18 protein-coding genes are annotated in these 23,610 nt (G+C 66.2%); 5 read left to right on the top strand and 13 right to left on the bottom strand.

All coding sequences use genetic code 11. The annotated features are described in order from the left end of the window. The 6 genes from NF876_RS28540 to NF876_RS28515 form a co-directional block, all read right to left on the bottom strand. Positions 1-628: IS701 family transposase (locus NF876_RS28540; protein ID WP_262271732.1), on the bottom strand; the 628-nt coding region annotated here is incomplete at its 3' end. 23 nt (positions 629-651) lie between these two features. Beyond that, on the bottom strand, positions 652-1,188 hold the full coding sequence (locus tag NF876_RS28535) for a class I SAM-dependent methyltransferase (protein WP_262271731.1): 537 nt from the start codon (positions 1,186-1,188) through the stop codon (positions 652-654). A gap of 84 nt (positions 1,189-1,272) precedes the next feature. After that, positions 1,273-2,631: an acetyl-CoA carboxylase biotin carboxylase subunit gene (accC, locus tag NF876_RS28530; RefSeq protein WP_262271730.1), complete on the bottom strand. Its 1,359-nt coding sequence runs from the start codon at positions 2,629-2,631 to the stop codon at positions 1,273-1,275. A gap of 8 nt (positions 2,632-2,639) precedes the next feature. Next, on the bottom strand, positions 2,640-3,104 hold the full coding sequence (gene accB, locus NF876_RS28525) for an acetyl-CoA carboxylase biotin carboxyl carrier protein (RefSeq protein ID WP_262271729.1): 465 nt from the start codon (positions 3,102-3,104) through the stop codon (positions 2,640-2,642). A gap of 26 nt (positions 3,105-3,130) precedes the next feature. Then, a complete protein-coding gene (gene aroQ / locus NF876_RS28520) occupies positions 3,131-3,598 on the bottom strand; it encodes a type II 3-dehydroquinate dehydratase (protein WP_262271728.1) in 468 nt (155 codons plus the stop codon). A gap of 323 nt (positions 3,599-3,921) precedes the next feature. Then, positions 3,922-4,701 (bottom strand): DsbA family protein, encoded by a 780-nt coding sequence (locus NF876_RS28515; RefSeq protein ID WP_262271727.1) that lies wholly within the window; start codon positions 4,699-4,701, stop codon positions 3,922-3,924. Between the two features lie 261 nt (positions 4,702-4,962). Between NF876_RS28515 and NF876_RS28510 the strand changes: the two genes are divergently transcribed. Continuing rightward, positions 4,963-6,144, top strand: a complete 1,182-nt coding sequence (locus NF876_RS28510; RefSeq protein ID WP_262271726.1) for a pyridoxal phosphate-dependent aminotransferase — start codon at positions 4,963-4,965, stop codon at positions 6,142-6,144. Positions 6,145-6,614: 470 nt separating this feature from the next. Here the strand turns inward: NF876_RS28510 and NF876_RS28505 are convergent, their stop codons facing one another. Beyond that, positions 6,615-9,392 carry an Rne/Rng family ribonuclease gene (locus tag NF876_RS28505; RefSeq protein ID WP_262271725.1) on the bottom strand — a complete coding sequence of 926 codons (2,778 nt, stop codon included), beginning with the start codon at positions 9,390-9,392 and terminating at the stop codon, positions 6,615-6,617. A gap of 605 nt (positions 9,393-9,997) precedes the next feature. Here NF876_RS28505 and NF876_RS28500 point away from each other — a divergent pair. The 3 genes from NF876_RS28500 (at position 9,998) to prfB (ending at position 15,126) form a co-directional block, all read left to right on the top strand. Then, complete coding sequence (locus tag NF876_RS28500) at positions 9,998-11,245, top strand: N-acetylmuramoyl-L-alanine amidase (protein ID WP_262271724.1); 1,248 nt, start codon at positions 9,998-10,000, stop codon at positions 11,243-11,245. Between the two features lie 109 nt (positions 11,246-11,354). After that, entirely contained in the window at positions 11,355-13,802 is a 2,448-nt protein-coding gene (locus NF876_RS28495; RefSeq protein ID WP_262271735.1) for a penicillin-binding protein 1A, read from the top strand. Between the two features lie 195 nt (positions 13,803-13,997). Then, positions 13,998-15,126 (top strand): peptide chain release factor 2 gene (gene prfB, locus NF876_RS28490; protein ID WP_262271723.1). Its coding sequence is split into 2 segments (ribosomal slippage): positions 13,998-14,066 and positions 14,068-15,126, totalling 1,128 coding nucleotides; the frame shifts between segments, so codons are not numbered across the junction. Between the two features lie 91 nt (positions 15,127-15,217). Here prfB and NF876_RS28485 read toward each other — a convergent pair. Further along, positions 15,218-16,357 carry a matrixin family metalloprotease gene (locus NF876_RS28485; protein ID WP_262271722.1) on the bottom strand — a complete coding sequence of 380 codons (1,140 nt, stop codon included), beginning with the start codon at positions 16,355-16,357 and terminating at the stop codon, positions 15,218-15,220. Between the two features lie 77 nt (positions 16,358-16,434). Continuing rightward, positions 16,435-16,902 (bottom strand): peroxiredoxin, encoded by a 468-nt coding sequence (locus tag NF876_RS28480; protein WP_262271721.1) that lies wholly within the window; start codon positions 16,900-16,902, stop codon positions 16,435-16,437. Positions 16,903-17,060: 158 nt separating this feature from the next. Between NF876_RS28480 and NF876_RS28475 the strand changes: the two genes are divergently transcribed. Next, positions 17,061-20,531, top strand: coding sequence for a YhdP family protein (locus NF876_RS28475; protein ID WP_262271720.1), 3,471 nt, complete (start codon positions 17,061-17,063; stop codon positions 20,529-20,531). A gap of 90 nt (positions 20,532-20,621) precedes the next feature. On the opposite strand, the gene NF876_RS28470 is transcribed toward NF876_RS28475, so the two are convergent. The 4 genes from NF876_RS28470 to tyrS form a co-directional block, all read right to left on the bottom strand. Next, entirely contained in the window at positions 20,622-21,056 is a 435-nt protein-coding gene (locus NF876_RS28470) for an EVE domain-containing protein (protein WP_262271719.1), read from the bottom strand. A gap of 12 nt (positions 21,057-21,068) precedes the next feature. After that, positions 21,069-21,440: a VOC family protein gene (locus NF876_RS28465; RefSeq protein WP_262271718.1), complete on the bottom strand. Its 372-nt coding sequence runs from the start codon at positions 21,438-21,440 to the stop codon at positions 21,069-21,071. A gap of 69 nt (positions 21,441-21,509) precedes the next feature. Further along, a complete protein-coding gene (locus NF876_RS28460) occupies positions 21,510-22,202 on the bottom strand; it encodes a helix-turn-helix transcriptional regulator (RefSeq protein ID WP_262271717.1) in 693 nt (230 codons plus the stop codon). A 129-nt stretch (positions 22,203-22,331) separates the two neighbouring features. Beyond that, positions 22,332-23,594 carry a tyrosine--tRNA ligase gene (gene tyrS / locus NF876_RS28455; protein ID WP_262271716.1) on the bottom strand — a complete coding sequence of 421 codons (1,263 nt, stop codon included), beginning with the start codon at positions 23,592-23,594 and terminating at the stop codon, positions 22,332-22,334. Between the last annotated feature and the right edge of the window lie 16 nt (positions 23,595-23,610).

Below are 23,610 nucleotides of genomic sequence, written 5' to 3'. Positions count from 1 at the left end.
TCTGATGGTCAGCGCCATAGAGGCAGTCGCCCACCACCCACCGGCACGGCACGCCCGCGGCAAACGCCCGCTTGAGCATGGCCTGGCCGAGCTTCGGCTTGGTGGTGAAGCGGACCTCCTCCGGCACGCCCGCTTCTGCGCGCCTTGCCGCATCGAAAGCCCAGGTGTCCGGCAGGTAGAGCGCCCGGTCGATCAGCGCATGGCCGTGCCGGCTGGCATAGGCGAGAAACACCCCGATCTGAGAATTCTCAATGCGCCCGGCGGTGCCGGAGTATTGGCGTTTGACGCCGGCCGACTTGTCGCCCTTCTTCACGAAGCCGGTTTCGTCGAGCACCAGCACGGCGTCCGGATCGCCGAGATGCTCGACCACATAGGCCTGCAGGTCATCGCGCACCGCCTCGGCATCCCAGTGCATGCGGGCGAGGAAGTCCTGCACGCCGTCGGGGCTGGCATCGCCGGCGGCTTCCGCCAGGTGCCAGCCGTTCTTACGCTCCAAAGGTGAGAGCAGACCCTGCAAGTAGGCCCGGGCGCGGCGGCGCGGTTCGATGCGGCTGAAGCGGGGAGCAATCCGGGTGCAGAGTTCGTCCAACTGATCGGCCCAGCGGTGGGCCTCGCTTGCGTGCGTCATGGCGCGACACCTCCGTGTCTAAGTCAACGCACAAACCCGGCTGTAGTACTAGGACGGCGGAGCCCCAGAAACTTCGCGAAGCCGGCCTCGGTGCAGGCTGCCGCGAGGGTTTTCAGCGTGAAACCCGTGTGATGGGCCATGTAGAGATTGCCCCGCCTCATCGAGGGCCTGAAGCCGTAGAGCATGTCGAGAGGCGAGACCGGGCCGCTCCGGCTCTTGTAGAGCGCGGTCTCGAGATCTCCCGCGGCCAATCTCTCGCCGATCGTCTGAAGGTCGGGACAGGTCAGGATGACGAAGCCGTCCTGTTTGAGGACACGTCGCATAGCCTCCAGCGCCACCGGGACATCATGCGGATAGAGGTGCTCGATGTTGTGCGCCGAGTAGACGGCGTCGAAACTGTCGGAGGCGACCTGGGACAGGTCGGGCAGCTTGTCGACGATATCCGGCCGGACGCTCTCGTCGATGTCGAGCGTCACCTCATCCCACGCGGCTTCGGCAAGTGCCCTGACCGTCTGATGCTTGCGCTTGCGGCCGCAGCCCACATGAAGAAAGCGAGGCATGGTCTTCCATGGCCTCGCTTCGGAGAATGCGGGGCCCCAGTTCCGATAAAATCAGATTAGAGATCCCGTTATTGTATTACAAGGCTACTCGGTTTCGCCCAGGCCGCCCGTCTTCAGGAAGTTCTCCAGCCAGTGGATGTCGTACTGGCCGTTCTGGATGTCCGGGTTGCGCACGAGGGTCCGGAACAGGGGCAGGGTGGTGTCGATCCCGTCGACCACGAACTCGTCGAGGGCGCGCCGCAGGCGCATGAGGCACTCGTTGCGGGTGCGGCCATGAACGATGAGCTTGCCCACGAGGGAATCGTAATGGGGAGGGATGCGGTAGCCCTGGTAGGCGGCCGAGTCGACGCGCACGCCCAGGCCTCCCGGCGGATGGAAGTAGCTGATCGTGCCGGGCGAGGGGCGGAAGGTCGAGGGATGCTCGGCGTTCACCCGGCATTCGATGGCGTGGCCCTCGATGTGGATGTCCTCCTGGCGCACCGAGAGCGGATGCCCGGCCGCGACCCGGATCTGCTCGTTGACCAGGTCGATTCCGGTGATCATCTCCGTGACCGGGTGCTCCACCTGGATGCGGGTGTTCATCTCGATGAAATAGAACTCCCCGTCCTCGTAGAGGAACTCGATCGTGCCGGCGCCCGCATATTGCAGGTCCTGCATGGCCTTGGCCACGACGCCGCCGATGCGCTCGCGCATCTCGACGTTCAGCGCCGGGGAGGGACCTTCCTCCCAGACCTTCTGGTGGCGGCGCTGCAGGGAGCAGTCGCGCTCGCCCAGATGGATGGCGTTGCCCCGGCCGTCGCCCAGGACCTGGATCTCGATGTGGCGCGGCTTCTCGAGGTACTTCTCGATATAGACCGCGTCGTCGCCGAACGCCGCCTTGGCCTCCGTCCGGGCGGTCTGGAAGGCGTGGACCAGGTCGTCCTCGTTGCGCGCCACCTTCATGCCGCGCCCGCCGCCGCCGGCCGCCGCCTTGATGATCACCGGGTATCCGATGTCCTTGGCGACCTTCTTGGCTTCGTCCTCGTCGTTGATGCCGCCCTCGGAGCCCGGCACGCACGGGATGCCGAGGCGCTTGGCGGTGCGCTTGGCCTCGATCTTGTCGCCCATGATGCGGATATGCTCCGCCTTGGGGCCGATGAACGCGATGCGGTGGTGTTCCAGCACCTCGGCGAAGCGGGCGTTCTCGGACAGGAAGCCGTAGCCCGGGTGGATGGCGTCGGCGCCGGTGATCTCGCAGGCGGCGATCAGGGCCGGAATGTTGAGATAGCTGTCGCGGGCGGCCGGCGGGCCGATGCAGACGCTCTCGTCGGCGAGGCGCACGTGCATGGCATCCGCGTCGGCGGTGGAATGCACCGCCACGGTGGCAATGCCGAGCTCTTTCGCCGCGCGCAGGATGCGCAGGGCGATCTCGCCGCGATTGGCAATGAGGATCTTATCGAACATGTCGCGCCTTACTCGATGACGAGGAGGGGTTCGCCGTATTCAACAGGAGTTCCGTCTTCGACAAAGATGGCCGTCACGGTGCCGGAGCGGGGGGCCACGATCTCGTTGAAGGTCTTCATGGCCTCCACAAGCAGAACCTTGTCGCCGGCCTGGACCTTGGAGCCGACCTCGACGAAGGCCTTCGCGTCCGGCGACGGCTTGCGGTAGGCGGTGCCCACCATGGGCGAGAGCACGGCGCCCGGATGGGGCGCGCCCGGCTTCGCGGCAGCGTCCGTCGAGGCGGCGGCCGGCGGCGGCGCCACGACCGGCGCAGGGGCGAGCGCGGCGGGAGCCGCGACCGGAACGGTCACCATACGGGCCACGCGGATGCGCAGGTCGCCCTTCTCCACTTCGATCTCGCTGAGATCCGTATCGGCGATCAGATTCGCCAGTTCACGGACGAGATCGGGATCGAAAGGGTTTTCCTTGGCCATGGGGCTTACCTCTACTTCCTGAGGAACTAATGCTGGGACGACTTCGCCTGACGGGCCCGCTCGGCCATCACCTGGTGAACCGCTTCCAGGCCGAGCACGTAGCTCTTGGGCCCGAAACCGCAGATCACCCCGACGGAGACGGGCGCGATGAGCGAGCGATGGCGAAAGCCTTCGCGAGCATGAACATTCGAAATGTGGATCTCGACCGTCGGAGCGCCGCTGCCCGATATGGCGTCGCGGAGCGCGATCGAGGTGTGGGTATAGGCACCGGCATTGATGACGATGCCGGCTCCCTGAGCGCCCGCCTCCTGGATCCAGTCGACCAGATGTCCCTCGTGGTTCGACTGGCGGAACGTGACCGACATCCCCAGAGCCTCCGCCTTCTCGCGCACGAGCTTCTCGATGTCCTGCAGCGTCGTGCTGCCATAGACTTGCGGCTCTCTGCGGCCGAGCAGGTTGAGATTGGGTCCGTTGAGGACGAAGACGGTGGTCATCGCTAAAGGAGCGTTCCTGGTGCCCCGCGAGGCGGAGCCGAAACGCCCTCTTATCCAAAAGGCGGGCAGGGGGGAAGGGGAAAACCAAGGCTTTCCCAAGCTAGGCGCGCATTCCGTAACTGGAGGAGGAGCCGCTCGGGGCCGACCGGCCGGCAGAGGAGGCGCTATCCTCCGTCAGGGCCGGGCTTTTCCGGGCCTCCGACGGCCGTTCCGTCACCCTCCACGTCATGGCCGGGCCTGTCCCGGCCATCCCGATCCGGAAAGGCGCGGCGCTTCTCGTCGGGATCAGCGGCACAAGGCCGGTGATGACGTTGGGGGCGAGACTACCCGCAGTTCGCCTTGCCGCACTGGCGGACATTGTCCACGAGCTGCTTCAGGGGCTCCAGGCCGACGGCCCCGGGGATCACCGTCTCGCCGACGATGAAGGCCGGAGTTCCGGTCAGGCTGAGCTTGTCGCCGAGGGCCATGTTCTCCTGGAGCGCGGTGCGAACCTCGGAGCTTTCCACGTCCTTCTGGAGGCGGGCCATGTCGACGCCCATCTCCTTGGCGACCGCCATGGCGCGCTCCCCGTTCACCCGGCCGCGGCTTTCCAGGACCTTGACGTGGTAATCGAACAGCTTCTGACCCTGGAGCTGGTTCTTGACCGCCAGGGCGACCCGGCTGGCCTCGACGGAATCGGGCCCGAGAACCGGGAAATCCTTCAGGACGACGCGCAGCTTCGGGTCGCTCTTCATGAGGGTCTGGACGTCGGACAGGGCCTTCTTGCAGTAGCCGCAATTGTAGTCGAAGAACTCCACCAGGGTGATGTCCCCCGAGGGATTGCCGACGATATAGGAGTGCGAGGCGTTCAGGAGCGACTGCTTGGTCTCCTTCACGGCGCTGGCCTGGGCGACCTGCTGGGCTTCCGCCTGGCGCTTCTCGAGCTCGGCGATGACCTCGGTCAGCACCTCCGGGTTCTTCAGGAGGTAGTCCTTCACGATCTCGCCGATGGCCTGCTTCTGCTGCTCGTTGAAGGCCGGGCCCTGCGCCATCGCGGCGGGAGCGATCGCCAGAGCGCCGAGCAGGGCTGCGGTCCGGCCGATGGTGAGAAGCGAAAAGCGCATATGCGGTCCTTTGCGGGAGTCGTCGATGCCTCTGAGACTAGCAACGGTTCGAGGCGGAGTTGAGACTCGGTGTTCACCCGCGAGTTAGCGGCTTCGGCCCTGTGACGTCAAATCACGGGTTCGTATTGCCGAGCCTCGGTGCCTCCCCGTGATCACCTCGCTTGCGCCGGCCATCACGGGACAGAGCGCCCGAGATATGGAAGAACCGTCTATGGAAGAACCGTCTTGAGACCGCCCGTCCGACGGGATACGAGCCTTCCCATGACCAAATCACCCGCCGATCTCCACTCGCCCCTCATCGCGCGCCGCATGGACCGCGTCGCCTCCTTTCTGGCCATGGACGTGCTGAGCGCGGCCGCCGCCAAGGAGCGCCGCGGGGACAGCGTGATCCACATGGAGGTGGGACAGCCGTCCGCGCCTGCGCCCCGCGCGGCCCGGGAGGCGGCCAAGGCCGCCCTCGATCTCGGCCGGATCGGCTACACGGAGGCGCTGGGCATCGCGGCCCTGCGGGAGCGGATCGCCCGCCATTACCGCGACGCCTACGGGGTGAGCGTCGCGCCCGAGCGCGTCGTGGTGACCACCGGCTCCTCGGCCGGGTTCGTGTTGGCGTTCCTGAGCCTGTTCGACCCGGGCCAGCGCGTGGCGATCACGGCGCCGGGCTATCCGGCCTATCGCAACATCCTGGAGGCGCTGGGCATCGAGCCGGTGACGATCCCGCTCGCCAAGGCGGACGGCTGGATCATGACCGCCGAAGCGGTCGAGAAGGCCCATGCGGAGAAGCCCCTCCACGGGATCCTGGCCATGAGCCCGGCCAATCCCTCGGGCACCATGATCGGCCGCCGGGCCCTGGCGGGACTGGGCGAGACCTGCCGCCGCCTGGGCCTGTGGTTCGTGTCGGACGAGATCTACCATGGGCTCACTTACGGCGAGGCCGCCTCGACAGCGCTCGCGTCCGACGACGATGCGGTGGTGATCAACTCGTTCTCGAAATACTATTGCATGACCGGCTGGCGCATCGGCTGGATCGTGGTGCCCGACCGTCTGGTGCGCCCGATCGAGCGTCTGGCCCAGAACCTCTACATCTCGCCCCCCTACCTGTCCCAGGTGGCGGCGCTCGCCGCCTTCGACGCGGCGGAGGAACTCGAGGCCGTGAAGGCCGGCTACGCCCGCAACCGGGCCTATCTGCTCGAGGAGCTGCCCAAGGTCGGTATCACGGAGATGCACCCGGTGGACGGTGCCTTCTACATCTACGCCGACATCGCCCGCTTCACCAACGATTCCATCGGCTTCTCCAGGCGCATGCTGGAGGAGGCGGGCGTCGCCGCGACCCCGGGCCTCGACTTCGATCCAATCGAGGGTTCCCACTACCTGCGGTTCTCGTTCGCAGGCTCGGAGACAGACTGCCGCGAGACCGTGGCCCGGCTGAGGGGCTGGCTGCGGTAGTCTCGGAAGCGCCGGGCCCGCCGCCATTTCCCTAGAGCATCGGACGGAAAAGTGGATCCGGTTTTCGCTGGCGCGGCCCGCTGGGTCCGTTCCGACCGATGCTCTCATTCAAGAAGAATGCATCGGATGGATCCCAAAAGTGCAAGTCCACTTTTGGGTCCGATGCTTTAGTGGGGGCAGGGGTGAGACGGTGCAATCGGGTGAGACCTTTCCGTCATGGCCGGGCTCGTCCCGGCCATCTCGATGCGGTGAGGCTCAGCGCCATTCGGATTGGGATCACCGGCACAAGGTCGGTGACGAGATGGTGGGGCCTGCGCCGCCAAGATTCGTTAGGCATGACGATTCAATTTTCCGACCTTGCCCTCGTTGCTCCGCCACAGGAGGGAATGAGGAAGCCCTGCACCCATGGTGTGATGATGGCGCTCTCAAGCGAAAATGCCCGGCTCGCGCCGGGCATTTTCATGTGAACCTTACGATCCGCTGAGGACCGATTTGGCCTTGGACCACCAGCCGGCGCGCTTGGGCCGGTTGGGATCTTCCGGGGTCAGGACGACCGCGACCGGCTCCGGTTCGGGAGCGACCGGGGCGGGCGGCGGAACCGGAGCCTCGGCCACGGGATGGGGCGCGGCGACGATCGGTTCGCTCTCGGTGACAGGACGGGGCTCTTCCGCCGGCGCCGCGGTGCCGGTCTCGGCAGGGGCGGCTTGCTCGGCGGTTTCCTGAGAAGGCTCCTCGGCAGCCGGTGCGGCCTGCGCCTCGTCGGCGGCCACGAAGCCCTCCTCCATGGCGAACTCGACCGTTTCGTCCCGGCCGCGTCCCCGGCCGCCGCGACGGCCCCGGCGACGGCGGCGCCCGCCGCGGGTATCGTCGTCGGCCTCGCCGGCCTCGTTGGCCTCGCCCGCCTCGACCGGAGCCGCTCCGTCGCCGGAGGCCTCGACCTCGGTCTCCTCCTCGTCGGATTCGTCCTCGGTCTCGCCGGCGTCCTCGGCCTGGGATTCGCCCGCGAAGGTCTCCCGGTCGCGGCCGCGACGGCGGCGCCGACGGCGGCGGCGGCGACCGCCGCCTTCGCCTTCCTCGCCGCGCTCGTCCATGCCCTGCGCTTCCTCGACGCTCTCGTCGTCGGCCTCGACCTCCACCTCGACCTCCTCGACGGGCTCATCGATGGCGATGGCGTCGATCTGGATGCCGGTGGCGGCCGCCTTGTGCTCCAGCTTGAGGGCGGGTTCGCCGCGCTCGATGGCATAGGTGGTCGTGCCGTGGAGGCTGTCGTCCGCCACGATCGAGATCGCGACGCCGAAGCGGGTCTCCAGGTCGCGCAGGTGGATGCGCTTCTGGTTCAGGATGTAGAACGCCGCCTCCATCCGGGTGCGGACGACGAGGTTGTAGCTGGAATTCTTGATGAGGGTTTCCTCGATCGAACGCAGCACCTGCAGGGCCACCGACGGGGTCGAGCGCACGAAGCCGGTGCCGGCGCAGTGCGGGCAGGGGATCGAGGAGGATTCCAGCACCCCGGTGCGGATGCGCTGGCGCGACATTTCCAGGAGGCCGAAGGGCGAGATGCGTCCGACCTGGATGCGGGCGCGGTCGTTCTTCAGGCACTCGTTGAGCTTCTTCTCGACGGCGCGGTTGTTCCGCTTCTCCTCCATGTCGATGAAGTCGATCACCACGAGGCCCGCGAGGTCGCGTAGCCGGAGCTGGCGGGCGATTTCCTCGGCGGCTTCGAGGTTGGTGCGCAGCGCCGTGTCCTCGATGTTGTGCTCGCGGGTCGAACGGCCCGAGTTCACGTCGATGGACACGAGGGCCTCGGTTGGGTTGATCACGAGGTAGCCGCCCGATTTCAGCGTGACCACGTTCGAGAACATGGCGTCGAGCTGGGCCTCGACGCCGAACTTCGCGAAGAGCGGCTGCGGATCGCGATAGGGCTGGACCAGCTTCGAATGGCTCGGCATGAGCATCCGCATGAAGTCCTTGGCCTCGCGATAGCCGTCTTCGCCGGCCACGAGAACGTCGTCGATGTCCTTGTTGTAGAGGTCGCGGATGGCCCGCTTGATGAGGGAGCCTTCCTCATAGACCAGGGAGGGAGCGGCCGACTTGAGGGTCAGCTCGCGCACGCTCTCCCAGAGGCGCATGAGATATTCGTAGTCGCGCTTGATCTCGGGCTTGGTGCGCGAGGCGCCGGCCGTGCGCAGGATGATGCCCATTCCCTCGGGCACCTCCAGCTCCTGGGCGATTTCCTTCAGGCGCTTGCGGTCCGCCGCATTGGTGATCTTGCGGGAGATGCCGCCGCCCCGGCCCGTATTGGGCATGAGAACCGAGTAGCGTCCGGCGAGCGACAGGTAGGTGGTCAGGGCCGCGCCCTTGTTGCCGCGCTCCTCCTTGACGACCTGGACCAGCAGGATCTGGCGGCGCTTGATGACTTCCTGGATCTTGTACTGCTTGCGCGGCGCGCGCCGGCGCTGCGGAAGATCCTCGATGGCGTCGTCGCCGCCGAGCTGCTCGACGATCTCGTGCTCTTCCACGTCCTGATCGTCTTCGTCCTCGTCGTCCTCTTCGCCGTCCTCGTCCCCTTCGGGCTGCCGGGCTTCCGTCGCGGAGGTGTCGTCCTCGTTCGCGGCTTCGGAGCCGCGCGCCGTGTCGTCCTGCTCGGCTCCCTCGGGAGCAACGATCGCGGCCGATCCTTCGACCGCCTGGATCGCATCCTCGGCGGCGCCTTCATCGGGGGTGGCGCCGTCGGTCGAGGCGGCCGGGGATTCGGTCCCACCGGCGGCGGCTGCGCCGTCTGCGCTCAAGGTTTCGCCGTTCTCCGCGTCTTCGCCCGGAGAGAGTGCCGCGATCCCGGACTCCGTGCCGGCCTCGGCCTCGGTGGAGACCACGGTCTCGTCGGACTCGGCACGCCGCTGCGAGGAACGCCGGCGGCGGCGGTTGCTGCGGCGCTCCTCTTCGTGCTCCTCCTCGCGCTGGGCTTCGGCCTCGGCCTCGAGCAGCGCCTGACGGTCGGCGACGGGGATCTGGTAATAATCGGGGTGGATTTCGCTGAATGCGAGGAACCCGTGGCGGTTTCCGCCGTATTCCACGAAGGCCGCCTGGAGCGACGGTTCGACCCGGGTGACCTTGGCGAGATAGATATTCCCGCGCAGCTGCTTCCGGTTAGCGGATTCGAAGTCGAACTCTTCGACCTTCTGGCCGCGCACCACCACGACCCGGGTTTCTTCCGGGTGGGAGGCATCGATGAGCATCTTGTTTGCCATGTTGAACTCTCGACATGGCGATCGAGGGCAGGACCTGAGGCAGGGGCCGCATTGTGGGCGGGTGGGCACGCCGCAGGTGAGGGCGGCGGGCTGAGATTGCGTTCGGAGTGCTGTCGATCGCCATCATGCGCCGCGTTGGGGCGCATACTGGGTTGAATTGGGCCGGCTCGTGGCCGGAAAGGGTGGAGGTCGGGCGTGCGCGGGATGAGACGCGCGATTCGAACGGTGCAGAAACGAAGGTCAGACCTGACTTCGCGTGCGCAACCATTCAACACGGCCCTTTCGTAGATATCGATGAGCCGGAAACCGGCCATCGGCGAGTGGCGACAAGCGTCGCCATTTGGTCCTGTCCGTGAGCCTGTCGAGGGTGACGGGTCTCCTGGAGGATCGGTCAACACAACCGTCTCCTCCGGATCCGCCGTCAGATTCGGCCATGCCGGACGGGATCAAGATCATTACAGAGCGATTGGGGCATTTGGCAAGATCCCGCGTGACTGTGCTATGAACGCAACACTATCTCAGTAAACGTCCGTGCGACGTGAGGTTCCGTTAACCAAAGGCCGACTATCAGTATAGGAAGAACGCGAGAACTCGCAGCAATCACGATGGCCCGTCATCCCCTCATTCGCCTGATCGGCATGTGCCTCATGCTGGCCTGCATGGCCGGAGGGGGTGGCCATGCCCGCGCCGCCGCGGAAGGAGGGAAGGTCGCTTCTCCGGCCATCGCGGCTGCGGTCGCGGTCGAGTCGGACGGCGCGAAGACCCGGTTCAAGGTAACCCTGTCGAAGGCGGTGACCGCCCAGGTCTCCCTGATGGAGCGTCCGGACCGGGTCATCGTCGATCTGCCGGAGGTCGCCTTCCACCTGCCCCAGGAGTCCGGACGCGGCAAGGAAGGGCTGATTGCGTCGTACCGCTACGGTCTCTTTGCTCCGGGTCGCTCCCGGGTGGTGATGGAGCTCACCCAGCCCGCCGTGGTCTCAGGGATGACCACCGCGCCCGATTCCACGGGTGCGGCGACCATCCTGACGATCGAGCTCTCCCGCGCCGAGCGGGAGGAATTCCGCAAGGCGGTGCTCGAAAGCTCTGCCGTGACCAGAGAGGCCTCCGCCGCGCCCGTCGCCCCGGAGACCAAGGATTCGCGGCCTGTCATCGTGATCGATGCCGGTCACGGCGGTATCGATCCGGGGGCGAACGCCTCCTCCGGCAACGTGGTGGAGAAGGACCTCGTGCTGTCCTTCGCCCAGCGGCTGAGGAAGAAGCTCGAGGAGAGCGGACGCTACAAGATCGTCATGACCCGCGATCAGGACGTGTTCGTGTCCCTCGGGGACCGGGTCCGCGCCGCGCGGGCCGCCCAGGCCGACCTGTTCATCTCCGTTCACGCGGATTCGATCTCCGGCGGCCAGGAGGTGAGGGGGCTGACGGTCTATACCGGGTCGGAACGGGCCTCCGATGCCGATTCCGCCCGGCTGGCCGATCGCGAAAACAAGGCGGACGCGGTGGCCGGCGTCGAATCGGGCGAGATGCCGGACGATGTCTCGGACATCCTGATGGAGCTCACCCTGAGGGAGACGCGCGGCTTCTCCCACAGCTTCGCCAGCCGCCTCGTGGGCGAGTTCGACTCGGTGGCGCGCCTCAACAAGAACCCTCACCGGCAGGCCCGCTTCCAGGTGCTGCGGGCGCACGACGTTCCGTCCGTCCTGGTCGAGCTCGGCTACCTGTCGAGCCAGAAGGACCTGGACATGCTGATGTCCGAGGATTGGCGCGCCAAGATGGTCTCCGCCATGTCGGTCGCGGTCGACCGCTTTTTCGCCGCGCGATTCGCCCGCAGGGGCTCTGCCGCAGTTTTACCATAGATAGAGTGTGCATACCCGTAGCGGGGGCGCGATTCATCGGGTAACGAGAATGCGCGTTTCAAGATCTGCTTAAACGGGCGCCACCGGCGCCGTCATGGAACACCTTCGGATGCGCTTCGTCCTACGATTTTTCGGCTTTCTCTTCAGCGTTGGAGCGATCTTCTTCCTGATCGGCGCCGTCGGGCTGGCCTATGGGTTCTGGTTCTATTCGAAGGATCTGCCGGATCACGCCCAGCTCGCCAACTACGAGCCGCCCGTCATGACCCGCATCCATGCGGCGGACGGCAGCCTGATCGCCGAATATGCCCGCGAGCGCCGTCTCTACGTGCCGATCCAGGCTATGCCCAAGGTCGTGATTGGGGCGTTCCTCTCGGCCGAGGACAAGAATTTCTACAAGCATGTGGGCATCGATCCCGAGGGCTTGGTGCGCGCGGTCGTGGTCAATTTGCGGTCCGGCGGGGCCCGGGAGCAGGGCGCGTCCACCATCACCCAGCAGGTCGCCAAGAACTTCCTCGTGGGCAATGAGCGCAGCTACGAGCGCAAGATCCGCGAGGCGCTGATCGCTCTGCGGATGGAATCCACCTTCTCCAAGGACAAGATCCTCGAGCTCTACCTCAACGAGATCTTCCTGGGCACCCTGACCCCCGGGCGCAACCTGCACGGGGTCGCGGCGGCCGCGCTCGACTATTTCGGCAAGTCCATCCACGAGCTGACCATCGCCGAGGCCGCCTATATCGCGGCGCTTCCCAAGGGGCCTAACAACTATCATCCGTTCCGCCAGCGCAAGGCCGCCATCGAGCGCCGGAACTGGGTGATCGAGCGCATGGCCGCCAACGGGTACATCTCGAAGGAGGCCGCCGACGAGGCCCAGAAGGAACCGCTCAACGTCAAGCCGCGGGTGGTCTCCCCGAACAGCATCGCTTCGGGCTACTTCGCCGAGGGCGTGCGCCGCGACATCGCCGAGCGCTATGGCGAGGAGACCCTCTACGAGGGCGGCCTGCTGATCCGGTCCACCCTCGATCCCAAGATGCAGGCCATGGCCCGCAAGGCCCTGGTCGACGGTCTCGTGCGCTTCGACGAGGCGCGCGGATGGCGCGGCGCGCATCAGAAGATCGATCTCGCGGGCCGCGAGTGGGGTCTGGCGCTGGCCGAGGTGCCGGCCCTGGGCGACGTTCAGCCCTGGCGCCTCGCCGTCGTGCTGGAGGTGGCTGGAGGCCGGGCCAAGATCGGCCTTCAGCCCAAGCGCGAGTCCTCCGGTCAGGTCGGCAAGGACCGCGAGACCGGCCTCGTGACGGCCGATGGCGCCAAATGGACCCGCCGGCCCGTCGAGCGGGCCGTCTCGGTGGGCGACGTGGTCTATGTGGAGCCGCTCTCCGACAAGCCGGGCCAGTTCCGCCTGCGCCAGATCCCCGAGATCTCGGGCGCCATCGTGGCCATGGATCCCAACACGGGCCGCGTCCACGCCATGGTGGGCGGCTTCTCCTACGACCAGAGCGAGTTCAACCGGGCCATTCAGGCCATGCGCCAGCCGGGCTCCTCGTTCAAGCCGATCGTCTATGCGACGGCCCTCGACAACGGCTACACGCCCTCGAACCAGATCATGGATTCGCCCTTCGTGCTCGATATGGGGCCCGGGCAGGCGGCCTGGGCGCCCTCGAACTACGACGGGAAGTCGGGCGGTCTGCGCACCCTGCGCTATGGCGTCGAGCATTCCAAGAACCTCATGACGGTGCGCCTCGCCAACGAGGTCGGCATGCCGGCCATCTCGGAATATGCCCGTCGCTTCGGGGTCTATGACGACCTGCTGCCGCTGCTCTCCATGTCGCTCGGCGCCGGCGAGACCACGGTCATGCGCATGACGGCGGCCTATTCCATGTTCGCCAATGGCGGCCGCCGCATCAAGCCGACCCTGATCGACCAGATCCAGGATCGCAACGGCCGGACCATCTACCGCCACGACGACCGCAAATGCACCAGCTGCGATGCGGACAAGTGGGACGGCGGCGCGGCGCCCAAGCTGACCGACACCCGGGAGCAGGTCCTCGACCCGCTGACCGCCTACCAGATCACCTCGATCCTCGAAGGCGTGGTCCAGCGCGGCACGGCCCAGACGGTCAAGGCGGTCGGCAAGCCGCTCGCCGGAAAGACGGGCACCACCAATGACGCCAAGGACGTGTGGTTCGTCGGCTTCTCGCCCGACCTCGCCGTCGGCGTGTTCCTCGGCTACGACCAGCCCAAATCCCTCGGCAATGCGGCGACGGCGGGCCAGTACGCCGCCCCGGTCTTCCGCGACTTCATGCAGCTGGCGCTCAAGGACAAGCCGGCGACGCCGTTCCGCGTTCCTCCCGGCATCAAGCTGATCCGCGTCAACGCCGCCACCGGCACCCGCGCGGGCGGCGAGGGCGGCGGGACGATCCTCGAGGCCTTCAAGCCCGGCCAGTCGCCGCCGGAATACGTGCCGCCGGAGCCTGACGAGGTTCCGCAGGCCGAATATGCGCCCGCGCCTCCTCCGGGAGCGCCCAGGCAGGCGGGCGCGGGCCCCAGCGGATTGTACTGAGCCGTTGTACTGAGCCGTTGCACTGAGCCGCTTGGCCACCATATGGAAGCGGCCCTCCACCGAGCGAGAACGGATTGCTCCCGGCCGGTTTTCCGGTCGCGGAGCAATCCCTTGCCGTGTGGGGAAGTTCCTTTGACACCCGGCGGCGCTCCCCTTAAGACGCCCCTATCAGAAGAGACGGACAGCGAAGAGAAGATGCGCGCCGAAATCCAACATCTCGTAGAAGAGACCAAGCAGTCAGTCGGGCTGCTGAGGAGGCATCTTTGACTGGGATACTGCCCAGCGACGCCTCGCGGAACTGAACGCCCAGGCCGAGGACCCCAACCTCTGGAACGATGCGGACGCCGCGCAGAAGATCATGCGCGAGCGCACGTCCCTCGAGGACCAGATCGCGGCCGTGAAGCGCCTCGAGCAGGAGCTCGAGGATGCCATCACGCTGATCGAGCTCGGCGAGGCCGAGGAGGACGAAGCCACGATCCGGGAAGGCGAGGAGACCATCCGTAACCTCCAGGCGGAGGCAGCGCGCCGCCAGGTCGAGACCCTGCTCTCGGGAGAGGCCGATGCGAATGACACGTATGTGGAAGTCCATTCCGGCGCCGGCGGCACGGAAAGCCAGGACTGGGCCAACATGCTCCAGCGCATGTATGCCCGCTGGGCCGAGCGCCGGAAGTACAAGGTCGAGCTCCTCGAGATCACCGACGGCGAAGAGGCCGGCATCAAGAGCGCCACGCTCCTGATCAAGGGCCACAACGCCTATGGCTGGCTCAAGACCGAATCCGGCGTGCACCGCCTGGTGCGCATCTCGCCCTACGATTCGAACGCCCGCCGCCACACGAGCTTCGCGTCCGTGTGGGTCTATCCGGTGGTGGACGACCGCATCAACATCGAGATCAAGGAATCCGACTGCCGGATCGACACGTTCCGCTCCTCGGGCGCCGGCGGCCAGCACGTGAACACCACGGACTCGGCGGTGCGCATCACGCACATTCCGAGCGGCATCGTCGTGGCCTGCCAGCAGGAGCGCTCCCAGCACAAGAACCGGGCGACGGCCTGGAACATGCTGCGCGCGCGTCTCTACGAGGCCGAGCTGAAGAAGCGCGAGGAGAAGGCCAACGCCGAGGCCGCGGCCAAGACGGATATCGGCTGGGGCCACCAGATCCGATCCTACGTGCTGCAGCCCTACCAGATGGTGAAGGACCTGCGCACGGGCACCCAGTCGACGAGCCCGCAGGACGTGCTCGACGGCGACCTCGATCCCTTCATGGAAGCCTCGCTCGCCCAGCGCGTCTATGGCGGCGACGCGGAGGTCGAGGATATCGATTAGGCACCTGTGACCGGCGGGCCGGCGCTCTTGCCGGCGCTCTTGTCAGATCATGGCAGAGCGGCTCGCCTCTGGGCGCGAAACCGGTTTCCGTTCAGACGACGTAAAAGTCCGATGCGCTCAGGTGCATTGCCGAATCGTGCCAGTTCCTCGTGAACCGCGCGAAAAGGACCTTTTCTGCGGCGCCCGATCCATCCGGATCGAAGTAGAGTTGGTTGCTCTCATCGTCCAAGACGATGTAGCCCCTGGCGTCCGGAGTGTCGTATTCCGAGAAATTCTGCGGACTGAGTTGCCCGAGCGGGAGTGTCGTGAAGACGGCCGAGGACAGATAGATCGAATCGTCCTCTTCGAGTTCGATGATCTTGTCGACATTCCCGATGTGGTCGAGGGGGGAATCGAAAACGAACACGTCTTCGCCGTCACCGCCATACAGAGTATCATTCCCTGTCCCACCGTTGAGAGTGTCGGCACCGTCGTGGCCGAGCAGGCGGTCGTTGCCGCCGCGCCCCTGAATGACGTCCTTGACGCCTGTCCCGTGAACCCTGTCCCCGATGTCCTTGCCGATCTGGGTCAGTGTTTCCGTACGCTTGTTCCACGACCACGCCGCAACATGTTTTGCATCGGCTTTGGACGACCCGTAGATTTCCCTGATGGCGAGCTTGTCCAACGGGCCCAGCTTGGTCGGATAAACCGTGCTGTCGCCGTTGTCGTAGCTCATGACGGTGTTCTTCGAATGGTCGTCCGCGTCGCTGAGCTTTTTTCTGTTGAACGGAGACGTGTGGAACGGGTGCTTCAGCCCAAGGGCATGGCCGATCTCGTGGAGGAGAACATAGGTCTGGTAGGACGTGTTCTTCAGATCTTCCTTGTACTGCGTATTGAAATGCACCCCGCCGGCATCGAAAGCGCGTTCCAGAGCTGCACCTGGATCGACGTCATCGACATTGTAGAGTTCGGGAAATCCGGCATACGCGACTACGGTGCTGTCGAAATAGGAGGTATACCATCCGAACGTTATCTCCGCATTGCCGCTCTTCGTCTCGAGGAAGCGAATGCCGCAAGCGTCACCCCACTGCTTGAGGGCATAGCGGGCTAGCTTCTGATCGGTGGCATTGAAGCGCTTCTCGCCCCAGTCCGGCACGAACGAGTAGGTGAGGAAGATCGGACACCTCTGCGGGGCGAGGGTTGGCTCAGAGTTCCAGTTGTAGCCACCCAGAATGGCTTTGTAGTCCGGCATTATGCAACGCTGCCCCTCACCCCGAGATGAAACATTAAAACATCAAAGACCTCGCCACGCAACAAGGGAAGGGGCTGTCAGCGCAAGGCTTTCGCTTCGGCCAGCACCTCTTGCGCATGGCCCGTCACCTTCACCTTGTTCCAGACCTGGGCGACGTTGCCCGCACGGTCGATCAGGACGGTCGTGCGCTCCACGCCCATGTATCTGCGCCCGTACATGCACTTCTCGACCCAGACCCCATAGGCTTCCAGCATGGTTTTGGCCTCGTCCGACGCGAGCGGGAAGGCGAGGCCGTACTTGGCACGGAACCGGTCGTGGCTCTTCAGGGAGTCCGGCGAGACGCCGACGATCTCCGTATCGGTGGCGGCGAAATCCGCCTTGAGTGCCTGAAAGGCCTGAGCCTCCAGGGTGCAGCCGCTGGTATCGTCTTTGGGGTAGAAATAGAGCACGACCTTGCGGCCCTTCAGGCTCTCCAGGCTGATCTGTCGACCATCTGTCGCAGGCAGGGAGAAGGCCGGGGCTCGAGATCCGATGATAAGAGACATGGGTCGCCTTCCTTTTGGCGGAATGTACTGTTTGGAAACCTCTGGTGTGCACGACTGACGGGGACGGTCGCGGGAGGCACCTGAGACGGTTAAGGTCTTTACTCTGATTCCCTGACAAGCGCCCGAGCGCAAGAACCGGATTGCCCTACGTCACAAGAATGAAGCTGCCATTCCGCCCTACGTTGTCCCGGCGAGACCCGGTCAAACGGAGCCTTTTCAAGCGCGTTCTTCGTGGCACTCTCTATGTGAAGCTCGGCCTTGTCGTCTTCGTGGCGGTTGCCATGGGTCTGCTTTACCTGCGTCTCTCCGCGGCTCCCATGAGCTTCGGGAGCCTGCCGGAACGGGTCGCGGGGGCCCTGGCGGCCCGCATTGGGCCAGGCTGGGACGTAACGCTACGGAATACTGCCATCGAGCTTCATGACGGCTCGCCGGCCCTGAGGGCGAACGGCCTCGATATTCGGGCGCCCGGCGGCGACCTCGTGCTGCGGGCGCCTTATGCGATCTTCAGCGTCGACCTCATGTCTCTGCTGACCGCCAACCTTCAGCCCAGGGCCATCGAGGTGCGGGACCTGCAGTTGCGTGTCCTGGTCAACCGGGACGGCTCGCTCGCCTTCTCGCCCGTGCAGGCCGGCGAGGTCGAGGCGGGTCCGCCGCCGGTCCCGTCGGAGCCGTCCAAGGAAGCGGCGGCCTCCCTGGCCCGCGATTCCGATGGACCGTCCCCCGTCTCGGGTGTGGTCGGCTCGCTGCTCGACCTCATCGTCGGCCCGGGGAGCGTCCTCAACGCGCTCGGCCAGGCCGAGCTGACCAATGCCCGCCTCGTCTTCGTCGACGCGGACGGCCGCGAACGGGCGCGGTTCCAGCGCGTGGACGCGGCTTTCGACCGGACTGCGAGCGGCGGACGGCGGTTCGCCGCGACCGTCGAAGGTGATCAGGGACCCTGGCAACTCGACGGCGACGCCGTCGTGGAGGGCGATGGCGCCTACCGGGCCGGGGTGGTCGCCAAGGAAGTGCCGATCAAGGACATCGTGCTGCTCGCCGGCGCCTCCGAACTGCCGGCGACCACGGATCTCGAATTCTCCGGCCGTTTCGACATTGCCTATGCGCAGGGGCGCATCACCGAGTTGAGGACAAGGCTCGAGAGCAATGCCGGCACGTTCCAGATCGAAGACAAGGACACCTCGCCCTTCCCGGTGGAACGCGCGACCATCGCGGCTCAATGGAACGAGGCCGAGAAGGCGCTCGACCTGCAGGAACTCTCCCTGAAGGGCGGCGACACGAAGCTGCTCCTGCAGGGGCGTTTCGCGACACCCGTCTCGGGCAAGCCCTGGCGCCTGTCGCTCGGCGGTCGCGATCTCGTCTGGTCCGGTGCGGCGGCCGGAGACCGGCCCCTCCAGGTCGGCGAGTTCTCCGCCGATCTCTCCGGGCCGGACGGGGTCCGGATCAACAGCCTGACGCTGAAGGGACCGGAGCTCTCGGCTCGGATCAGCGGCCTTATCGGGGCCACGGCGGATCCGAAGGGGCTCCATCTGGATGTGCGGGCCGAGAAGACGAACATCCGTTCGGCTCTTCGCATCTGGCCCGAGGCCGTTGCGCCTCCGGTCCGCCGGTTCCTCGTGTCCAACCTGAAGGCGGGCCGGCTGGACGCCATCGATCTCAAGGTCGCGATGACCGGGGCCGATATCGAGAAGGCGGTCACAGGCGGCCCGACGCCGGACGATTCCCTGAAGATCGACTTCACGATCTCCGATGGCGTTCTTCAGGTGGCGGACGGCCTGCCGCCCATCTCGGGCATGAACGTCACCGGCCATGTGACGGGCCGCAAGGTCGCCGTCCGTGCATCCTCCGGGCTCGTCCAGATGACGGGCAACCATGCGCTGGATGCCTCCGACGGCGCGTTCATCCTGGACGATTACTGGGACGATCAGGGGCTGGCCCGCATCGATTTCCGCCTGACGGGCGGTGCCGACGGGCTCGGAGCGCTGCTGCTGGAGCCTCAGATCAAGGAAATCGCCGGGTTCAACATCGATCCCGCCACCATGAAGGGCAGGACGGACCTGCGGGTCGGAATCGGCCTTCCCGTCAGCCATATCCCGGCCTTCGCCGACCTGCCGCTGAAGGTCACGGGACTCGTCAGCGACTTCGCCGTCGACAAGTTCTTCGGCAAGGATCGTCTCGAAGGCGCCAATCTGACGATCGCCTACGACCGGGGCGACCTCGTCGTCAAAGGCGACGGCAAGCTGGCCGGAAGCGCGGCCGTGATCGATCTGCAGAAGAACCGGCAGGGCGGCCAGGCGAGCGTGGCGTTCTCCCTCGACGAGGCGGCACGCGGCAGGCGAGGGCTCTCCTTCGGCTCCCAGCTGACCGGAACGGTCGGGCTCAAGGCAAGCCTCCCTCTCGGGGCTTCGGCTCCATCGACCATCCTGGTCGAAGCCGATCTTGCCAAGGCCGCCGTGGATCAGCTGATCCCCGGTTGGGTGAAGCCGGCCGGACGGCCCGGAAAGCTGACGTTCACCTTCGTCGAAGGACCGACCGACGAGATCAGGGATCTGCAGCTCGACAGCGGCACCGTCCAGCTGAAGGGCAATGCGACGCTCTCGGCCGAAGGAAGCCTGGAGAAGGCCGAGCTTTCGACCTTCAAGCTCTCGCCCGGCGATGACATGCGCGCGCAGATCGAACGCTCCGGCAATGTCTACAAGGTCGCGATCCGCGGCAATGTGGGCGATGCCCGCCCGTTCCTGAAGGGTGGCGCGGCGGGCTCCGCCACCCCGGGCCCGTCGGGGCGGAATGGGGCCGGGCAGAAGGACAGCAAGGACTTCGACCTCGACCTGAACCTCAACATCCTGACCGGCTACAACGAGGAGGCGATCACCAACGCGGTGATCAAGGCATCGGTGCGCAAGGACAACCTGCGCCAGCTCGACATGAAGGGACGCCTCGGCGCGACCGACATCATCGGACGGACCCTGCCGGATCCCGGCGGCCCGGTGGTGATCCTCCAGGCGCAGGATGCGGGTTCGCTTCTGCGCTTCACCGACGTCTACCGGCGCATGTCCGGCGGCGACCTCATCCTCCAGCTCGCCACGGGCGACGGTCCGCAGGCCGGCCATGTGATCCTGCACTCGTTCGCTCTGGTCAACGAGCCCGCCCTTCGCCGGATCATTCCCACTCAGACTCAGATCATCGCCGGTCAGGATCGGGCCGGCAACCCGCAGAACGTCCGGGTGGATGTGAACGAGGTGCAGTTCACCAAGGCCCGGCTCGAATTCACCCGCAATGCCGGCCGGCTCGACTTCAAGGATGCCGCGATCTGGGGCAACCAGATCGGATTCACCCTGGGTGGCTTCATCGATTACGCCCGCGACCGGCTCGACATCGCTGGTACCTTCGTGCCGGCGTACGGCCTCAACAACGTGTTCGCCCAGGTCCCGCTCTTCGGGCCGCTCTTGGGCGGCGGCCAGAACGAGGGGCTGTTCGCGGTCAATTTCCGCCTCAACGGCCAGGCCAGCGCTCCGTCCCTGACGGTCAACCCTCTGTCGGCCGTCGCGCCGGGCTTCCTGCGCAAGCTCTTCGGCGTGGGGGCGAATGTGGAACCGCAGACAGGGTCCCTGCCGACGGTTCCGGAACGCTGATCGTCGCGGCTTTCGGCGGAACACTCCGCCGGAAGGCGCGCGAATGTCTTGCCAAAAGAGACCTCTGCCCGTCACGGCCCCTGGATCGGCCTAGGCGGCGGAGCTCGTGTCGCGCTGCATCGCTGCGGCGATCAGGTCGAAATCGCGCTCGCTGATCGACAGCAGCCCGAATCTGAGCCGGTACCCCCAGTTCGGTCGCCCGGCCGTGAAGTCGAGGCTGCCCAGCAGCGGATGGATCGGTGCGTCCCGGGCCTCGGCCCAGACCACGTCCCGGCGATAGGGGCTAAAGCCGCCCCCCATGTCGAACCGGTAGGTCTCCTTTCCATGGACGGTCCCGATCGCCGTGAATGCCTGCAGCCGTTCACGGCCGCCGAAGGTCAGGGTCGGTGAGTAATAGATGATCCCGTCGTCGGGCTTGATCCTCCGCAAGGGGGCGGCTTTGCCGTGACACACCTGCATGAAGCCTTCTGACCGTCCCCGCCGGACATGCTCGGCGGAGGCGATCGCCATCCAGAAGCTCGTCATGATGTCCCTTTCCTATCGGGCCGCCGGAGCGAAGACGCGCAGGCGATGATTGTCCGGGTCGAGGGCGACGAAGGTTCGGCCGAAATCCATGACGGTCGGCTCCTGAAGGATCGATAGACCGCGGGCCTTCCAGGCCGCGCATGCCGCGTCGACGTCCCCGTCCCTTTCGACCGGGAAGGCGAGTTCGGTGCCACCGCCCGGCGCTGCCGCCGCGGGCTGAACCGTGTGCCGCGACCACAGGCCGAGCATCAGGCCGGACCCGAGGGCGAACAGGACGAAGGTCGGCGAGGCCTCGACAGGCTTGCGCTGAAGCAGCTCGCCGTAGAAGTCGGCGCTGGCGGCAGGGCTGTCCACGTAGAGGAGGATGAAGTTGGGGGTCGGCACGTCTGGTCTCCGTTGGATGCAACGCGGAGAACCCTAGGACACCATGCTGTCAGATTCCGGCAGCAGTGATCAGGCCGGGGCCGGGATGCCCTCGGCGGCCCGCCAATCCTTCAGAAGGGCATGGCGCCGGCGCGGGTAGCGGATCTGCGTGGGCGTCAGGCTTGCAATCCGGTCGGTGCGGAAGTGCCGGAAGCCTTGCCTCAGCTCGCACCAGGCAACGACGGCTCGCACCTGGTCGAAATAGCCCAGGGCCACGGGCCAGATCGTCCGCTCGGTGGCGTTGCCGGCGCCGTCCTTGTAGCGGATCAGGAGCTTGCGCTCCGACCGGATCGATGTCCTGATCGCCGCGACGTCCACGATGTCTTCGGCGATCGGCTGGCCGGGACCGACAAGGAGAGGCGGGGCATCGAGGCTGCGGCGCAGATCGTCCGGAAGGACCGCGGCGATCTTGGCGAGCGCATTGTGGGCCGCGGCCGCCAAGGGGCCGTCGGCCCGTTCGGCAACCCATCGGGACCCCAGGACGAGCGCCTCGATCTCGTCATCGGAGAACATCAGCGGGGGCAGCATGTAGCCGGGTTTGAGGATATAGCCGATCCCCGGCTCGCCTTCGATGCTGGCCCCCTGTGCCTGCAGGCTGGCGATGTCCCGGTAGAGCGTCCGGAGGCTGACGCCGAGGTCCTGCGCGAGGGACCTCCCGCTCACCGGGCGCCGGTGGCGACGCAGCGTTTGCAGGAGTTCGAGCAGGCGCTCCGAGCGGGTCAAGACGGGGCCCTCATGAGCAGACGCCATTCTCTGGCAGGTTCGACGGACGTTGCCTACCCCGAGGCGGACCCGGAGGCGAGCATCCCGGCTCGGGTCCGGCGCCGCCTCGCGCGACCGGGGGGCGATCGATCAGACGGCGCGCAGGAGCACGTGCTTCTTCTTGCCGAAGGACAGCTTGATCACGCCCTCCGCGGTCACGTCCGAAAGGCCCAGGGTGCCGCGCTCGTCCGAGACGGTCTGGTCGTTCACCCTCAGGCCGCCGCTCTTCACCTGCCGGCGCGCCTCGCTCGAGGAGGGCACGAGCTTGGCGTAATCGGGCCCGAAGGCAGCCAGGACGCCGAGGCCCGCCTCGAGCAGCCGGGTCTCGATCTCGACCGTCGGCAGGGTCTCGGCCAGCGCGCCCTGCTCGAAGGTCTTGCGCGCGGTTTCGGCCGCCAGATCCGCCGCCTCGCGGCCGTGGAGGAGGGCCGTCGCTTCCGTTGCGAGAACCTTCTTCGCCTCATTGATGTCGGCGCCCTGAAGGGCCTCGAGCCGTGCGATCTCGTCCATCGGCAGGATGGTGAAGAGCTTCAGGAAGCGGGCGACGTCGGCGTCCTCGGTGTTGCGCCAGAACTGCCAGTAATCGTACGGGCTCAGCATGTCGGCGTTGAGCCAGACGGCCCCGGACGCGGTCTTGCCCATCTTGGCGCCCGAAGCGGTCGTCAGGAGCGGGCAGGTGACGGCGTAGAGCTGCGGCGTGCCGAGACGGCGGCCGAGATCGATGCCGTTGACGATGTTGCCCCACTGGTCCGAGCCGCCCATCTGCAGCACGCAGCCGTACCGCCTGTTGAGCTCCACGAAGTCGTAGGCCTGGAGGATCATGTAATTGAACTCCAGGAACGACAGCTCGTGCTCGCGGTCGAGGCGCAGCTTCACGCTGTCGAAAGACAGCATCCGGTTGACCGAGAAGTGCCGGCCCACGTCGCGCAGGAATTCGATGTAGTTGAGCTTGGTCAGCCATTCGGCATTGTCCGCCATCATGGCGTCGGTCTTGCCCTCGCCGAAGCTGATGAAGCGGGAAAAGACCGTCCTGATGCTCTCCTTGTTGGCCTCGATCTGCTCGACGGTGAGGAGCTTACGGCTCTCGTCCTTGCCGGACGGATCGCCCACCCGCGTGGTGCCGCCGCCCATGAGGGTAATGGGCTTGCCGGCCCCGGTCTTCTGGAGCCAGTGCAGCATCATGATCGACAGCAGGTGCCCCACATGGAGCGACGGGCCCGTGCAGTCATAGCCCACATAGGTGGTCAGCCGGTTCTCGAGCGCAGCCGCGTCGATCCCCTCGAAATCGGAGGTCTGGTGAATGAAGCCCCGCTCGGTGAGCACCTTCAGGAATTCGGAACGTGGCGCGTTCATCGCGTTTCTCTTTGCT

The sequence above is a fragment of the Microvirga yunnanensis genome (assembly GCF_025460875.1).
Note: the sequence above shows the minus strand (reverse complement) of the source record. Positions and strands in the feature narration are given on the sequence as shown.

Bases quoted from the DNA above. Each gene is read 5' to 3' on its own strand.
- NF876_RS28535 (WP_262271731.1), bottom strand. From the start codon at position 1,188: ATGCCTCGCTTTCTTCATGTGGGCTGCGGCCGCAAGCGCAAGCATCAG.
- accC (WP_262271730.1), bottom strand. From the start codon at position 2,631: ATGTTCGATAAGATCCTCATTGCCAATCGCGGCGAGATCGCCCTGCGC.
- accB (WP_262271729.1), bottom strand. From the start codon at position 3,104: ATGGCCAAGGAAAACCCTTTCGATCCCGATCTCGTCCGTGAACTGGCG.
- aroQ (WP_262271728.1), bottom strand. From the start codon at position 3,598: ATGACCACCGTCTTCGTCCTCAACGGACCCAATCTCAACCTGCTCGGC.
- NF876_RS28515 (WP_262271727.1), bottom strand. From the start codon at position 4,701: ATGCGCTTTTCGCTTCTCACCATCGGCCGGACCGCAGCCCTGCTCGGC.
- NF876_RS28510 (WP_262271726.1), top strand. From the start codon at position 4,963: ATGACCAAATCACCCGCCGATCTCCACTCGCCCCTCATCGCGCGCCGC.
- NF876_RS28505 (WP_262271725.1), bottom strand. From the start codon at position 9,392: ATGGCAAACAAGATGCTCATCGATGCCTCCCACCCGGAAGAAACCCGG.
- NF876_RS28500 (WP_262271724.1), top strand. From the start codon at position 9,998: ATGGCCCGTCATCCCCTCATTCGCCTGATCGGCATGTGCCTCATGCTG.
- NF876_RS28495 (WP_262271735.1), top strand. From the start codon at position 11,355: ATGCGCTTCGTCCTACGATTTTTCGGCTTTCTCTTCAGCGTTGGAGCG.
- NF876_RS28485 (WP_262271722.1), bottom strand. From the start codon at position 16,357: ATGCCGGACTACAAAGCCATTCTGGGTGGCTACAACTGGAACTCTGAG.
- NF876_RS28480 (WP_262271721.1), bottom strand. From the start codon at position 16,902: ATGTCTCTTATCATCGGATCTCGAGCCCCGGCCTTCTCCCTGCCTGCG.
- NF876_RS28475 (WP_262271720.1), top strand. From the start codon at position 17,061: ATGAAGCTGCCATTCCGCCCTACGTTGTCCCGGCGAGACCCGGTCAAA.
- NF876_RS28470 (WP_262271719.1), bottom strand. From the start codon at position 21,056: ATGACGAGCTTCTGGATGGCGATCGCCTCCGCCGAGCATGTCCGGCGG.
- tyrS (WP_262271716.1), bottom strand. From the start codon at position 23,594: ATGAACGCGCCACGTTCCGAATTCCTGAAGGTGCTCACCGAGCGGGGC.